At 67.9% G+C, this 13,478-nt stretch carries 12 protein-coding genes; 6 read left to right on the top strand and 6 right to left on the bottom strand.

Translation table 11 applies throughout. The features are described from left to right. Positions 1-126 precede the first annotated feature (126 nt). Positions 127-702: a TMEM165/GDT1 family protein gene (locus Q8Q80_RS19255; protein WP_305634707.1), complete on the bottom strand. Its 576-nt coding sequence runs from the start codon at positions 700-702 to the stop codon at positions 127-129. A 153-nt stretch (positions 703-855) separates the two neighbouring features. On the opposite strand from Q8Q80_RS19255, the gene Q8Q80_RS19250 reads away from it, so the two are divergent. Beyond that, entirely contained in the window at positions 856-1,095 is a 240-nt protein-coding gene (locus Q8Q80_RS19250) for a demethoxyubiquinone hydroxylase family protein (RefSeq protein WP_305634705.1), read from the top strand. Here Q8Q80_RS19250 and Q8Q80_RS19245 read toward each other — a convergent pair. Next, the gene (locus Q8Q80_RS19245) at positions 1,071-2,165 is read right to left on the bottom strand and encodes a lipocalin-like domain-containing protein (RefSeq protein ID WP_305634703.1); all 1,095 of its coding nucleotides are present in this window, start codon (positions 2,163-2,165) and stop codon (positions 1,071-1,073) included. The genes Q8Q80_RS19250 and Q8Q80_RS19245 overlap by 25 nt on opposite strands. Before the next feature lie 40 nt (positions 2,166-2,205). Further along, positions 2,206-3,429 (bottom strand): glycosyltransferase, encoded by a 1,224-nt coding sequence (locus Q8Q80_RS19240; protein WP_305634701.1) that lies wholly within the window; start codon positions 3,427-3,429, stop codon positions 2,206-2,208. Between the two features lie 161 nt (positions 3,430-3,590). On the opposite strand from Q8Q80_RS19240, the gene Q8Q80_RS19235 reads away from it, so the two are divergent. From Q8Q80_RS19235 to Q8Q80_RS19220, 4 genes are all read left to right on the top strand, one after another. Then, entirely contained in the window at positions 3,591-4,652 is a 1,062-nt protein-coding gene (locus Q8Q80_RS19235) for a glycosyltransferase (RefSeq protein ID WP_305634699.1), read from the top strand. 124 nt (positions 4,653-4,776) lie between these two features. Next, the gene (locus Q8Q80_RS19230; RefSeq protein WP_305634697.1) at positions 4,777-5,814 is read left to right on the top strand and encodes a PEP-CTERM sorting domain-containing protein; all 1,038 of its coding nucleotides are present in this window, start codon (positions 4,777-4,779) and stop codon (positions 5,812-5,814) included. A 72-nt stretch (positions 5,815-5,886) separates the two neighbouring features. Then, positions 5,887-7,083 carry a glycosyltransferase gene (locus tag Q8Q80_RS19225; protein ID WP_305634695.1) on the top strand — a complete coding sequence of 399 codons (1,197 nt, stop codon included), beginning with the start codon at positions 5,887-5,889 and terminating at the stop codon, positions 7,081-7,083. Beyond that, on the top strand, positions 7,080-8,780 hold the full coding sequence (locus tag Q8Q80_RS19220) for a glycosyltransferase family 2 protein (RefSeq protein WP_305634693.1): 1,701 nt from the start codon (positions 7,080-7,082) through the stop codon (positions 8,778-8,780). Before Q8Q80_RS19225 ends, Q8Q80_RS19220 begins: the two co-directional genes overlap by 4 nt. On the opposite strand, the gene Q8Q80_RS19215 is transcribed toward Q8Q80_RS19220, so the two are convergent. The 3 genes from Q8Q80_RS19215 to Q8Q80_RS19205 form a co-directional block, all read right to left on the bottom strand. Further along, positions 8,781-9,557, bottom strand: coding sequence for a ferredoxin--NADP reductase (locus Q8Q80_RS19215; RefSeq protein ID WP_305634895.1), 777 nt, complete (start codon positions 9,555-9,557; stop codon positions 8,781-8,783). It lies immediately after the preceding gene. Between the two features lie 136 nt (positions 9,558-9,693). Further along, entirely contained in the window at positions 9,694-10,284 is a 591-nt protein-coding gene (locus Q8Q80_RS19210; protein WP_305634691.1) for a hypothetical protein, read from the bottom strand. Positions 10,285-10,450: 166 nt separating this feature from the next. After that, positions 10,451-11,530, bottom strand: coding sequence for a glycosyltransferase (locus tag Q8Q80_RS19205; protein WP_305634689.1), 1,080 nt, complete (start codon positions 11,528-11,530; stop codon positions 10,451-10,453). Positions 11,531-11,600: 70 nt separating this feature from the next. Between Q8Q80_RS19205 and ilvD the strand changes: the two genes are divergently transcribed. Continuing rightward, positions 11,601-13,466 (top strand): dihydroxy-acid dehydratase, encoded by a 1,866-nt coding sequence (gene ilvD, locus Q8Q80_RS19200; RefSeq protein ID WP_305634687.1) that lies wholly within the window; start codon positions 11,601-11,603, stop codon positions 13,464-13,466. The last annotated feature ends 12 nt before the right edge of the window (positions 13,467-13,478 follow it).

Raw genomic sequence — 13,478 nt, 5'->3', positions numbered from 1 at the left:
CGCAACCCTTGGCTGACCGTGGACCCAATATGCCAGCGCCGTAGAGGCGCGAAGCTTCTCGTGCAGGCCTTATCGGAAAAATATCACGCTGGCTTGAACCGCTGCGTCGGGCGTTGCATTGTGAAACTACCCGAGCAGTCGATCGACACCGAGCAGGGTCAGCAAGCCGAGTGCGGCGAAGATCGCGGCAGCAATGCCGTGCACGAGCTTCATCGGAATCTTCGCGCCGAAGCGGTCGCCGACGAACACCGCCGGCACGTCGGCGATCAGCATGCCCAGCGTGGTCCCCATGACGACCAGCAGCGGACTGGCGTAATGCGCTGCCATGGCGATGGTGGCGATCTGCGTCTTGTCACCCATCTCGGCCAGGAAGAAGGTGACCAGCGTGGCCCCGAACACGCCGAGGCGCGCCGCGACCTTCGTTTCCTCGTCCTCGATCCGGTCCGGGATCAACGTCCAGATCGCCATGCCGATGAAGGACAGGCCGAGCACCCAGCGCAACACCTCCGGACTCAGTACCGAAGTGATCCAGCCGCCGAGCGCGCCTGCCAGACCGTGGTTGACCAGGGTTGCGCACAGGATGCCGGCGATGATGGGCAGGGGCTTCCTGAACCGTGCGGCCAGAATGAAGGCCAGCAACTGGGTCTTGTCGCCGATTTCGGCCAGCGCGACCACGCCGGTCGACACGATGAATGATTCCATGACGCTTTCGGGTTTGCCGGTCGGAAGGCGACCGGGGCGGGAACTTAGCACGAACGATCGGCTGTGACCCTGTTGCAGGGTTAAGCAATTACGGCGCGGGTGCGCTGCCGGGCGTGGCCAGCCTCTCGAAGTCGCTTACCGGACGTTCTGCGCGTGCGCCCGTCGATGCAGCGCGTCGCGCGCGCACTGGACACGCCCGGCGCGCGCCACGAACTGATCGGCGAACTGCGTTCGGACCACGCGGGTGAAACGGGCGTGGTGTGGATCGACCGCGGTAGCCTCGCCGTGTCGCGCGACCCGGTCGCGCGTGAATTCGCGCAGCGCCATCTGCTGGCGACCGAGCAGCGGCACCGCGATCGCCGCCCGCGTCAGAGGCGCAGCGCGCCCGCGTAGCCGGTCAGCTCCAGATAGCCGCGTCCGACCGGGCGACCCGCCTCTGATGCGCTGACCGCGCCTTCCCAGTAGATGGCGCCGCTGCTGGCGCGGCTGTCGAGTTCCTGATCGTCCATCAGCGGCTGCAGCACAAAGCGGTGATCGCCGACGCGGATGTTCAGCGCGACCGGATAGCGGCCGCCGGTGCGCGGGCTGAGCCAGGTGCGCAGCACGGTGAATTCGATATCGGCCGGTGCGAACTGCCGCTCGGCACGCGCGTCGCGCAGCGTCGCCGACGCCCACATCGCACGGCCCTCGCCATCGCGCATGCGGAACACCATCAGGGCGCCGCCGTCGTCCAGATTCAGCCCCAGCCAGTCCCAGCCGGTGGCACCGTCAGGCATCAGCGCGCTCGACCACTCATGGTCCAGCCAGGCGCGGCCGCGCACGCGCTGCCGACGCCGACCGATGTCCAGCATGCCGGCGACCGCAAGCTGCGGCCAGCTCAGGTAATGACTGGCGTGCGCCGGGTCGGCCGCTTTCTGGCTGAAACCGGCATCGCCCTGCCACAGCACCGGCTGGGTCGGCGTGAAGTCGAGTGCATAGCCGAAGTCGGGCGCCGCGATGCGCGCGGCCAGATGTTCCGGCGCAGGGTCGCGACGCAGGCTCCAGTCGTCGATGTGTACATCCAGATCGCTCACCGACGCTTCGGCCAGGCCGAAGCCGGCGCGCGCAATCTTCTGTGCATGGAGCAGGCGACCGTGCGCGGCGTCCGACACGGCGGCGTGCGCGAACAGGATCTGTCCCGGTGCGAAGCGGCTGGCGCTGGCGTCATGCGCCGGTTGGCGCACGCGGAAGAAGGTGAGCTGGAAGCCGACCGGCGCCGCGCCGTCGCGCTCCAGCCAGCCGGTGATGTACCACCACTCGATGCGGTGGCGCGGGTGCGCACCATGGTCGCGCGGCAGCACGAGGGGCGTGCCGCGCACGACCGGGTCGAACTCCGGGCCGTGCGCCAGCGCCGGCAGGGCGGCGAGCAGCGGCAGCTTGAGCAGCAGGCGTCGCAGCGCAAGGTCGGCGTGAGGGGGCGTCATGCGCCTTGGACGCCCGCCGCGGCAGGGGTTCCGCTGCCAGTCACGCCGCGCCGTGCGCGAGGCACCGCTCCAGCGCGTCCACGACCTGTACCCCGGTATGGTCCGGTCGCACACCGGCATGGCGCCCGGCCAGCGCCATCGCGGCCGCGGAGAATGAAGTGTCGTCGAGCAGCCTGCGCAGCAGCGCCGGGTAGTCGGTGCCGCGGCTGCCCGGCTCGACCATCAGCCCGATGCCGGCTTCGACCACGCGGCGACCCACCATGTATTGCTCCATGTGATTGGGCAGCACGAGTTGCACGCAGCCGGCCAGCGCCGCCGCGCTGACCGTGCCGACGCTGGCGTGCGACAGCACGATGCGCGCCTGCGCGGTCGCCAGGTCCATGCGCACCGGCGACGGTTCGAAACGGATATTGGGCGCACCCAGTTCGCGCGCCGTCGCGGCCGACAGCCCTTTCGCATGCACCACACTGCGCAGCCCGGGCTGGCGCAGGGCCGCCATCAGCGCCGTGAAATCGGCGTGTTCGGGCGACAGATAGGCGAACACGGGGATGCCCTCGCCGCCTCCTTCACTTTCAACCTGTGGCCACTGCGGCTGCGCGCCGGCGTCGTCGACGAAACTCGGGCCGACTCGCACCACGCTGTCCGGATAGGCCGGGTAATGCGCCAGCTCCGGCAGCGAGGCAACGATGCACAGGACGTCGGCGAACAAGGCGGTGAGCCGGGGCAACGCAGGCTGGCCCAGCGCGGCGAGCGCGGCGTTGACCGCACGCAGTACGGTGGCGTCGCTGCCGGCGCAGGCCGCGGTGTCGGCCGCGTCCCAGTAATGCAGCGCCGGGAACACGTCGCCGAAGGCAGGCACTTCGAAACCGTTGCCGACGGCGGCCACCGGAAAGCGGCAGGCGCGCGCCGCCAGCATCGCGCTCGGCGCGTGGTCGCACACCAGCAGATCAGGTCGACACAGATCGAACAGCGTGCGCCAGCCGGACAGCAGCCCGGCCAGTCCGGCGGGGTCGAGCCAGCCGGCTGACGCCAGCACCGCTGAAAAATTGACCAGTCCGGGCGGTTTCGCCATGCGCGGCAGCCAGATCGGCGACTGCATGACCGCAAATCCCTCGCCGACCACGCGGCCATGCGCACGCGACAGATCCTTCAGCGCGAACACCACCTCGTGACCGCGCCGGCGCAGCACGCGCGCGGTCAGCAGCATGCGGTCGAGGTGGCCCATGTTGGCGCCGAGCTCCCACGCCAGCAGCACGCGGCTCATGGCGACAAGCCTGTGCAAGAATCGCGCGTCCGTTCCGACCGCGCGCAGGGGTTTTCCATGGTGTCCGACTCATCCGGCAATGACATGAAGCAGGCGCAGAGCATACGGGCGCCGCACGCGCCCTGTCACGCGCCGGGCGACCGGCGATGACGGCGCGCCGGGTGGTTTTGTTCGTCACCCATGACCCGTTCTGGCGTCTGGGCGGCGGCGAGCGCACGCGCAATCTGGCGCTGGCCTGGATGCTGGGGCAGTTGTTCGACCTTCACCTGTTCTGCCTCGCGCCGGTCGGCGAGGCCGACCGCAAGCGGCTCGCCGCCCTGCGCGTATCCGCCACGCTGCATCCCTGCGCCGATGCGGCGCCTGCGGCCGCAAGTGCGCAGCTGACCGATCTGGTCGGCGCGATCGCTGCCCATGCCTGCCTGTTTGCGCGCCTGCGGCTCGACTTTCTGGCTGACGCGCTGCCGCCCGGCATGCTGCGCATCCTGGACACGCATGACCTGGTCAGCGACAACGTGGCGTCGCGCGCGCGCGCCGGGCTCGAGCCCTGGGGCGGCGTCGATCTGTCGTTCGACGAGGAAATGCAGCGGCTGGCCCGCTTCGATCACGTACTGCTGATCCAGCAGGATGACGCACGTCGCGTGGCGGCTGCCATCGGGCCGCGGGCGCTGTGCGTGCCGCACCCGGTGATGTTTGCCCGCCAGCCGGTGCGCGCGCAAGGCCGCGTGCTTGGGTTTGTCGCCAGCGGATGGCAAGGCAATGTCGATGCACTGGACTGGTTCGCACATGAGGTCTGGCCTGCGCTGGAGGGCGTGCCGGCCGAGCTGCACGTGTGGGGGTCGGTATGCCAGGTCTGGGCACCGCCCGCCGGGGTGACCGCCGTCGCACACGGCTTCGTCGCGGATTACACCGCCATCTGGGGCCGTATCGACGTCGCCATCAATCCGGTGCGCTGGGGGTCCGGCCTGAAGATCAAGAACGTCGAGGCGCTCGGCCATGGCGTGCCTCTGGTCACGACGACCGAAGGCGCACGCGGACTGGCTGACGACGCCGGCCTTTGCTTCCGTGTGGCCGACGATCCGCATGCCTTCGCGCACCATTGCCGCGAACTGCTGGCCGACGCGGCACTGCGCGAACAGACCGGCGCGCGAGGCCATGACTATGCGGCTCTGCACTTTTCGCCGCAAACCTGTTTCGCGCCATTGATTCACGCGCTGTTGATCTAGATTCCGTCAGATTTTTTAACACTTTGGGTACGGCGCTCCGCAACCCCTTTGATTATTCAATATTTTTTTTCCGGCCTTGTTTTTGCTTAGGGGCTTCACACATCAACCAAGACCGGAGAAGACCATGGAAGCCAGACTTCCCAACGCAAAAATCATCGCCCTGGCAATCGGTGCCGCCTTCAGCGCGTTGTCACTGCAGGCGCAGGCCAATCCGATATCGGTCGACGCGCGCTACAGCCTCGGCGGCGGCTCGGAAATCACCGAACCGACGCTGACCGGCAGCAATGTTGACTACTACCTGTGGAAAGACACCCCGGGCGGCAACTCCGTGTTCTTCCATACCTACGGGTACGAAAGCGGCGGTCAGGCCAATTTCGGTGCCCGCTCATCCGGTGAAGGCGTCTTCACCGCGTGGAGCCGGGTCAGCTACAGCACGCTGGTGGATGTCACCGGCACCCAGGCCGTGAACTTCGACTTCCGCGTCGACAACACCGAACTGGCTTTCTACAACGCGTTCATCGGCCAGACCGGCAGCACCCGGCTCGAGCTCGTCATCAGCATCGACGGCACCGAGCTGACGCGCGAAGACATTCGCCTGGATCTCGCTGCGACCGGCACGATCACCTGTACCGACGCCGGCACCGGTCAGCTCGACAGCTACATCGAATGCCCGCCCTCGGCGCTGGCGAGCATTTCGCAGAACGCACGGGACTTCTCGGCCGATCTGGGCATCCGTTCCAGCGACTTCACGCTGCAGTACGACATCATCGCCACCGTGTCCGGAAACATGCTGGGCGGCACCGATTGCAGTTCCTACGGCGAATTCGTCGAGGACGGCTACGGCAACGGCGCTATCCAGTTCGGCAATGTCGTCGAACAGCAACCCCAGTTCGCGGCTGCGACGGTTGATGGTGAAGAACCGATCCTGATCCCCGGTTTCGGCTGCAGCCCCGGCCAGGCGATCGCCCGCAGCGGTGACCCCAACAACTTCTCGTTCGCCAATCCGGGCCCGCAGCAACTGGTGATCCCGGCGAACAATGCCTCGCCGTTCGCCATCACGCAGCGCGCGGTGGACAACACGGTGCCCGAACCGACGACCCTGGCACTGGCCGGACTGGCTCTGGCCGGACTGGCAGCCGCGCGACGACGCAAACCCGGCTGATTTCACGACAGCCTTCACACAACGGCACCTGCGGGTGCCGTTGTTGTTTGGCCAGCCGCTACCATCGCATCCATGGCGCGCATTCTTTTCTGCTGGGAACTGGGCGGTGACTACGGTCACCTGTCGCGTCTGCTGCCGATCGCGCTGGCGCTGCGCGAACGCGGACACGAACCGGTGTTCGCCGTGCGCGACCTGCTGGGTGCGGAAGCGCTGCTGCACAGGCATCAACTGCGCTGGCTGCAGGCGCCGCTGTGGATCGGCCAGGTCACCGGCCTGCCGCCGCCGATCAGCCACGCCGAACTGCTGATGCGCTTCGGCTTCCTGAACACGCGTGCGCTGACCGGTGTCGCCCGGGCCTGGCGCGCGCTGATCGACCTCGTGCAACCCGACCTGCTGGTGATGGATCACGCGCCGACGGCGCTGCTCGCCACCCGCGGGCTGAGTGCGCCGCGCGTCAATCTGGGCGACGGCTTCTGCATTCCGCCAACGGGCCGGCCGATGCCGCCGTTCCGCTGGTGGCAGCAGGAAAACCTGACGCGTGTCGCCGATTCGGAAGCGCACGTGTGGAAAACCGCGAACGAGGTGCTGTTTGCGCTGGACGCACCACCGTTGGCGAGCCTGTCGGAACTGGCTGGCTGCGACGCCTCGCTGATGCTGGCCTTCGCCGAACTCGATCACTATCCCGATCACCCGGGCGCGCACTGGCTCGGACCGCTGTTCAGCCTCGGCCAGGGCAGCGACGTCAGCTGGCCGGAGAGCAACGGCCCGCGCGTGTTTGCCTATCTCAAACCCGGTTATCCGGCGATCGATGCTGCGCTGGGCGCGCTGGCGAAGCTGCCGGCGCGCGTACTGGCCCATGTGCCGGGCGCCTCGGCACAGACCGTCGCCACGTTTTCGCGCGGATCGATGCGCGTCAGCGTCGAGCCGCTGGACATGGAAGCCGCCCGGCGGGACTGCGACCTGGCGGTCTGCCATGGCGGCAACGGCACGGTGTCGGCCATGTTGCTGGCCGGCAAACCGCTGATCGTGCTGCCATCACAGATGGAACAGGTCATGACCGCCAAACGTCTCGAAACCCTCGGTGTCGCCGCCGTGGTGATGCCCGATGCGGCGGCGGCCATTACGGCGCTGTTCCGGAAGGCCCTCTCGAACGCAGCCCTCGGTCAGGCTGCACGCGCCTTCGCGCAGCGCCACGAAGGGTACGAACCGCAGCAGACGATCCGGGCAGTCGCCGATCGCTGCGAAAGCCTGCTGGAGCCGCACCGATGAGCGCACCGTCCTTTTCCATCGTCATCTGCAACTACAACTACGCGCAGTTCGTCGGTCAGGCGATCGACAGTGCGCTGGCGCAGCGCTACCCGGCCGACAAGGTCGAGGTGGTCGTCGTGGATGACGGATCGACCGACGATTCGCTCGCGGTGCTGGCGCGCTACCGCGACCATGCGCAGGTGAAGTTGGTAGAGCAGCCCAACCGCGGCCAGACCGCCGCCTTCGATGCCGGTGTGCGGGCGGCCGCCGGCGAACTGGTATGCCTGCTCGATTCCGATGACCTGTGCCTGCCGGACAAGTTGGCGGGCGTGGCCGCCTGGATCGCTTCGAAGGCGATCGACACCGAGCGGCTGTTCCTGTGCCACGACCTCATCCTGCGCGACGAGCGCACCGGCGAATCGGCGCTCGACACCTGGTTCCAGATCGTCGGCATCGACAAGCTGGACGACATCTACGACCTCGACGGCCGGCCGATGTTCTTTCCGTTCTCGGTGCCGACCGGGCTGGTGTTCGGGCGCACGCTGGTCACCGAGTGCCTGGCCGCGATTCCGGCCTGGGCGTTTCCGCGCGGTGCCGACGGTGCGCTGTGCCCGGCGGCGCTGATCAGGAGCGGCTGCGTTCACTACCTGCGCCAGAGCCTGGGCATCTATCGCATCCATTCCGCCAACGAATTCGGCAGCCTGCGCAACGGCCGCTATGCGCCGCGCATCGATCTGCGCGACCGCACGCCGCGCCAGCTGCACTTTCTCGACCAGTGGGTGGACATGGCCGATCTGGAACCGGCGCACCACGCGCGTGCCCGCAGCTACTTCCGGCGCTGGGAAAAACTGCAGCGCATGCCGACCGGCGACCGCGGCGTCGCGGCGGCGCGCATCAGCATCGCGCTGATCGGTCGCGGCGACACCGCCGGCGTATCGGCGAGCGTCGCTTCGGCACTCAACCAGCGGCATCCGGCCTGCGAGGTGCTGCTGCCCGCCGAGCTGTCCTGTCCGGCAACGCCCGACGGTGCCGACATCCGCCGCTACGACGACGGCCCGGATGGGGCTGACGCCCTGACGCGCCTCATCGCGGCGGCGCGCGCGGCCTCGGGCGAATCCATCGTGTTCCTGCCGGTGGGTGACCGCCTGGACCGCGATTTCGTCGAACGCCATCTGTTCTATCGCCAGTACGGCGCGCTGGTCGGCGTGACCTGCAGCGACGTCCGGCTGATCACGCCGGGCGGCGAACTGGTGCATCAGAACGCGTTCGCGCAAAGCGGCGCCTGGGCACAGGCGGTGCAGCAGATTCCGCCGTTCGCGACCGGGCTGAGTCAGTGGGTCGCGCCACCGCTGGCGGCCTGCATGTTCCGGCGCGACCTGCTGGTCGAACTGGCCGGCGCGCCGGACGGCCAGCCCTGGCCGGCGGACATGGCTGAAGCCGGTGGCTGGTGGCCGGTACAGCTGGCGCTGCACACGTCAGGCCTGCTGCGCTTCCGGGAAACGCTGTGCAGCGTGCGGATGGTCAGCGGCACGCAGGCGAGCTACGGCTGGCTGTCGGCGCCGCACACGCCGGACGGACGGGTGATCGAACCGGCGGTCGCCGGCGTGACGGACTGGCTGCGCAACTGGCATGCCGGACATCGGGACACACTCGCGGCGCGATTGCCGGGGGCCTGGCAGCAGCGGTTTCCGGTCTGGCTGGACGCCCAGCGTGGCTGATCAGCGCTCGACGAAAGCCCGTTCGATCACGTAATCGCCGGGTTCGCCGACACCCGGCGACACGACGAAGCCGCGCGCGTCGAGCAGGTCAGCGGTGTCCTTGTTCATGCTCGGGCTGCCGCAGATCATTGCGCGGTCGGTGTCGGGGTTCAGCGGCGGCAGGCCGAGGTCGTCGGTCATCTTGTTGCTGATGATGAGGTCGGTCAGCCGGCCGCGGTTGCGGTAGGGCTCGCGCGTGACGCTCGGGTAGTACAGCAGCTTGTCGCGCACGTCGTCGCCGAGAAATTCGTCGTTCGGCAGTTCGTGCTCGATGTAGTCCTGATAGGCCAGTTCGTTCACGTGGCGCACGCCGTGAAACAGGATCACCTTGTCGAATCGCTCGTAGGCTTCCGGGTCGCGGATCAGGCTCAGGAAGGGCGCCAGCCCGGTGCCGGTGCCGAACAGGTACAGGTGTCTGCCCGGCCTGAGGTCATCGAGCACCAGCGTGCCCGTCGGCTTGCGCCCGACCAGGATTTCATCGCCTTCCTTCAGATGCTGCAGGCGCGACGTCAGCGGACCGTCCGGCACCTTGATGCTGAAGAACTCCAGATGCTCCTCGTAATTGGCGCTGGCGATGCTGTAGGCGCGCAGCAGCGGCTTGCCGCCGGTGTCCAGGCCGATCATGACGAAATGACCATTGCGGAAACGCAGGCTCGGGTCCCGCGTGGTCTTGAAGCTGAACAGCGTGTCGTTCCAGTGATGGACGCTGAGGACTTTTTCGGGTGCGACGGTGGCCATGGCGATGATCGGATTCATTGAACAGTCTGCTTTATAGCCGGGTCACTACCCATAACTCAAGGGGCGAACAACCAATGATTTGATAACCTCAGGTTATCCGCCCCGGTGATGCGGCGGCCGGCGCCGTCACATCCCTTCAACCGCGCAGTGCAGTGGCGATCTCTGCAAAAGTGGCGGCGACCTCGACCGAATTCAACGGCACGTCAAGCTGGCGCTCGACCTGCGCCGCGGAAAAGATGCCGCGGATGCGCGGTGGTGCGCCGCGCGTCGCCGCCTCGACCGCCAGCAGGTAGGGGTGACCGTAGTGCTGCAGCGCCGCCACGACGCTGCCCACGGTGGCGCGCCGGATTGCCTCGAAATCCACCGCGTCGATGTCGCTCAGCGCCTGCATCACCTGCTTCACCGTCAGCTCGGCGCGCGTCAGACCCTGCGCCTGTATCAACCTGATCGGCTTGCTGCCCTGCAGGTCTGACAGCGTGACGATGCCGTCCACGCAAGGCATGTCGCTGAGGACGAACAGCATGCGCACACCGCTTTCGCGCATGCGTTGTTCGGCCGCATCGAGCGAGGCTCGCGGGCCGATGCAGGCGGCGCGCACGCAGGCCAGATCGGTCATCACGGCGGTCGCGGGGCTGTCCAGCGACACGCGTTCTGCTTCGGGCGGCGTGGCCTGGGCGATGCAGGTGCCTTCGGCGAAGCGGTAGGTCGACAACGCGGGATGTGACATGGCGAATCTCCTTTTTCTTGTCAGGCGGTCGGATAGGTATTCGACAGACGCGATGTGCGCAGAGCGACCTGCCGGTCGCGTCATACATGTCGATTACGCACTCCTGACTGTAGACCGCAGACCGGGTTCCGGCTCTGCCGGCCGCCGCGCGACCGTCGGCGCAGATTCATGAATTTCCCGACAGCCAGCTGAAGAACGGCCCGAAACACACGGCCGCGGACAGGTTCGCACCGGCCCAGCGGCGCGCCGCGGCCGACATCGCCCGGCGCGCATCGGCGTCATCGAGCAGCCGCAGGCAGGCGCCGGCAAACGCGGCGGGATCGTCGGCCAGCAGGAAAGCGTCGCCGGCAAGATGTTCAACACCGCGCGCGCCTTCGCGCGTGGTGACCAGCGGCAGGCCCGATGCCAGTGCCTCGACCGTCTTGATCTTCAGGCCGGAGCCCCAGCGCACCGGATTGATCGCCACGTCGACGCCGGCCCACAGTGCGTCGGGTGACGGTACGACACCGCATGCGCGCACGCCCGCTGGCAGCGGCTGCTGGAGCAATGCCGACAGCGGGCCGGCCAGCTGCAGCTCGACCCCGTGCCCGGCCAGTTGCGGCCACACCTGCCCGAAAAACCACTGCAGCCCGTATCGATTGGCCGGCGAATGACTCGCCGCATAACCGAGCACGCGCGAGCCCGGGCGCACCGGCTGCGCCGGCAGCTCGACCGGATGCGGCACGCACAGCGCCCGGTCGCCGAGTACGGCGGCGACCCGCGCATGATCGTCGGGCTGGATCAGCAGCACCCGGTCGTACCGGCGCAGGAAAGCGATTTCGCGCTCGAAATCGAGCGGCTCCTCGACCGCCACGCCGGCCTGCCGGCGCGAGGCGGCGTTGTCGCTGACCAGATCGTGGGTGTCGATCACCAGCCGGGTGCCGGGCGGCACCGCCTGGCGCAGGAAATCCAGTTGCAGCCGCGACAGCAACACGACGTCGGGCCTGCGCTGTCCGCACAGTCGGTGCAGGGCACCGAGCAGGGCAACGCGGCCGGGTTTGTCGGCGCCACCGACCGCCAGTTGGTAGCGATGCGGGCTGGCCGCCACGGCGGCTGACGCGTCGGCGTCGGCGGCTTCGAGGAAGAAAACCGTCAGTTCGCACACGCCGGCCAGCGCCTCGACCAGCGTGCGCGTACGGGTGGCCTCGCCGTTGCCGGCGCGCCAGTAGCGGCTGCGGGTCACGAACAGCACGCGCGGTCGGGTCATCAACATGCGGGCCGGCAGGCCGGGGGACGGATAGAATCCCGCTTTTACCCGATTTCCAGCAGGAGCCGCCATGCCCGCCTACCGCTCACGTACCTCCACCCACGGCCGCAACATGGCCGGCGCCCGCGCGCTGTGGCGCGCCACCGGCATGAAGGACGGCGATTTCGGCAAGCCCATCATCGCCATTTCGAACAGCTTCACGCAGTTCGTGCCGGGCCATGTGCATCTGAAGGATCTCGGCCAGATGGTCGCCCGCGAGATCGAAAAGGCCGGCGGCGTGGCGAAGGAATTCAACACCATCGCGGTCGATGACGGCATCGCGATGGGCCACGGCGGCATGCTGTATTCGCTGCCCAGCCGCGAACTGATCGCCGACAGCGTCGAATACATGGCGAATGCGCACTGCGCCGACGCGCTGGTGTGCATTTCGAATTGCGACAAGATCACCCCGGGCATGCTGATGGCCGCCCTGCGGCTCAACATCCCGACCGTGTTCGTGTCCGGCGGGCCGATGGAAGCGGGCAAGGTAGTGCTGCCCAACCCCGGCGGCATGAAGATCATCGCGGTCGATCTGGTCGATGCCATGGTCAAGGGCGCCGACAGCAACTGTTCCGACGAAGAGTCCGACGCCTACGAGCGCAGCGCCTGTCCGACCTGCGGCTCGTGCTCCGGCATGTTCACCGCCAATTCGATGACCTGCCTGACCGAAGCGCTCGGCCTGTCGCTGCCGGGCAATGGCTCGACGCTCGCCACGCACGCCGACCGCCGCGCACTGTTCCTGCGCGCCGGCCAGCTGGCGGTCGAGCTGTGCCGCAAGTACTACGAGAACGACGACGAATCGGTGCTGCCGCGCTCGATCGCCAGCTTCAAGGCATTCGAGAACGCGATGACGCTGGACGTGTCGATGGGCGGCTCGACCAATACCGTGCTGCACCTGCTGGCCGCGGCGCACGAAGCCGGCGTCGATTTCACGATGGCCGACATCGACCGCATTTCGCGCGGCGTGCCCTGCCTGTCCAAGGTCGCGCCGGCCAAGGCCGACGTGCATATGGAAGACGTTCATCGCGCCGGCGGCATCATGGCCATTCTCGGCGAACTGGACCGCGCAGGTCTGATCCACCGCGACCTGCCGACGGTGCACAGCGCCACATTGGGTGAGGCGCTCGACAAGTACGACATCGTGCGCACCGAAGACGAAGCGGTGCGCACCTTCTACCGCGCGGCACCCGGCGGCATCCCGACCCAGGTCGCGTTCTCGCAGGACCGGCGCTACCCGACGCTCGATCTCGACCGCGAAAACGGCGTCATCCGCAACAAGGCGCATGCCTTCAGCCAGGACGGCGGTCTGGCCGTGCTGTACGGCAACATCGCCGAGCGCGGCTGCATCGTGAAGACGGCCGGTGTCGATGACTCGATCCTGAAATTTTCCGGCACCGCCCGGGTGTACGAAAGCCAGGACGATGCGGTGACCGGCATCCTGGGCGACGAGGTGAAGCCGGGCGAAGTGGTCGTGATCCGCTACGAAGGCCCGAAGGGCGGCCCCGGCATGCAGGAGATGCTCTACCCGACGACCTATCTGAAGTCGAAGGATCTGGGCAAGGCGTGCGCGCTGCTGACCGACGGCCGCTTCTCGGGCGGCACGTCCGGCCTGTCGATCGGCCATGCTTCGCCGGAAGCGGCACAGGGCGGCCTGATTGCGCTGGTGAAGGACGGTGACGTGATCGAGATCGACATCCCGAACCGCACCATCCATCTGGTCATTGCGGACGACGAACTGGCGCATCGCCGGGCGGCCGAAGAAGCACGCGGCGCCGACGCCTGGACGCCGAAGCAGCGCGACCGCGTGGTGTCGCAGGCGTTGCAGGCGTACGCGCTGATGACCACCAGCGCCGATACCGGCGCCGTGCGTGACCTGACGCAGCTGCGCCGCCCGTAAGGCTGCGGCGCC

Origin of the sequence: Methyloversatilis sp., assembly GCF_030698125.1 — a bacterium.
Lineage (GTDB): Bacteria > Pseudomonadota > Gammaproteobacteria > Burkholderiales > Rhodocyclaceae > Methyloversatilis.
The sequence above is the reverse complement of the archived record's forward strand: the minus strand, read 5'-3'. Positions and strand labels throughout refer to the sequence as shown.

What these genes read in the sequence shown, in the direction of transcription:
- Q8Q80_RS19210 (WP_305634691.1), bottom strand. Translation starts at nt 10,284, where the DNA reads ATGTCACATCCCGCGTTGTCGACCTACCGCTTCGCCGAAGGCACCTGC.
- Q8Q80_RS19245 (WP_305634703.1), bottom strand. Translation starts at nt 2,165, where the DNA reads ATGACGCCCCCTCACGCCGACCTTGCGCTGCGACGCCTGCTGCTCAAG.
- ilvD (WP_305634687.1), top strand. Translation starts at nt 11,601, where the DNA reads ATGCCCGCCTACCGCTCACGTACCTCCACCCACGGCCGCAACATGGCC.
- Q8Q80_RS19255 (WP_305634707.1), bottom strand. Translation starts at nt 702, where the DNA reads ATGGAATCATTCATCGTGTCGACCGGCGTGGTCGCGCTGGCCGAAATC.
- Q8Q80_RS19220 (WP_305634693.1), top strand. Translation starts at nt 7,080, where the DNA reads ATGAGCGCACCGTCCTTTTCCATCGTCATCTGCAACTACAACTACGCG.
- Q8Q80_RS19240 (WP_305634701.1), bottom strand. Translation starts at nt 3,429, where the DNA reads ATGAGCCGCGTGCTGCTGGCGTGGGAGCTCGGCGCCAACATGGGCCAC.
- Q8Q80_RS19215 (WP_305634895.1), bottom strand. Translation starts at nt 9,557, where the DNA reads ATGGCCACCGTCGCACCCGAAAAAGTCCTCAGCGTCCATCACTGGAAC.
- Q8Q80_RS19225 (WP_305634695.1), top strand. Translation starts at nt 5,887, where the DNA reads ATGGCGCGCATTCTTTTCTGCTGGGAACTGGGCGGTGACTACGGTCAC.
- Q8Q80_RS19205 (WP_305634689.1), bottom strand. Translation starts at nt 11,530, where the DNA reads ATGACCCGACCGCGCGTGCTGTTCGTGACCCGCAGCCGCTACTGGCGC.
- Q8Q80_RS19230 (WP_305634697.1), top strand. Translation starts at nt 4,777, where the DNA reads ATGGAAGCCAGACTTCCCAACGCAAAAATCATCGCCCTGGCAATCGGT.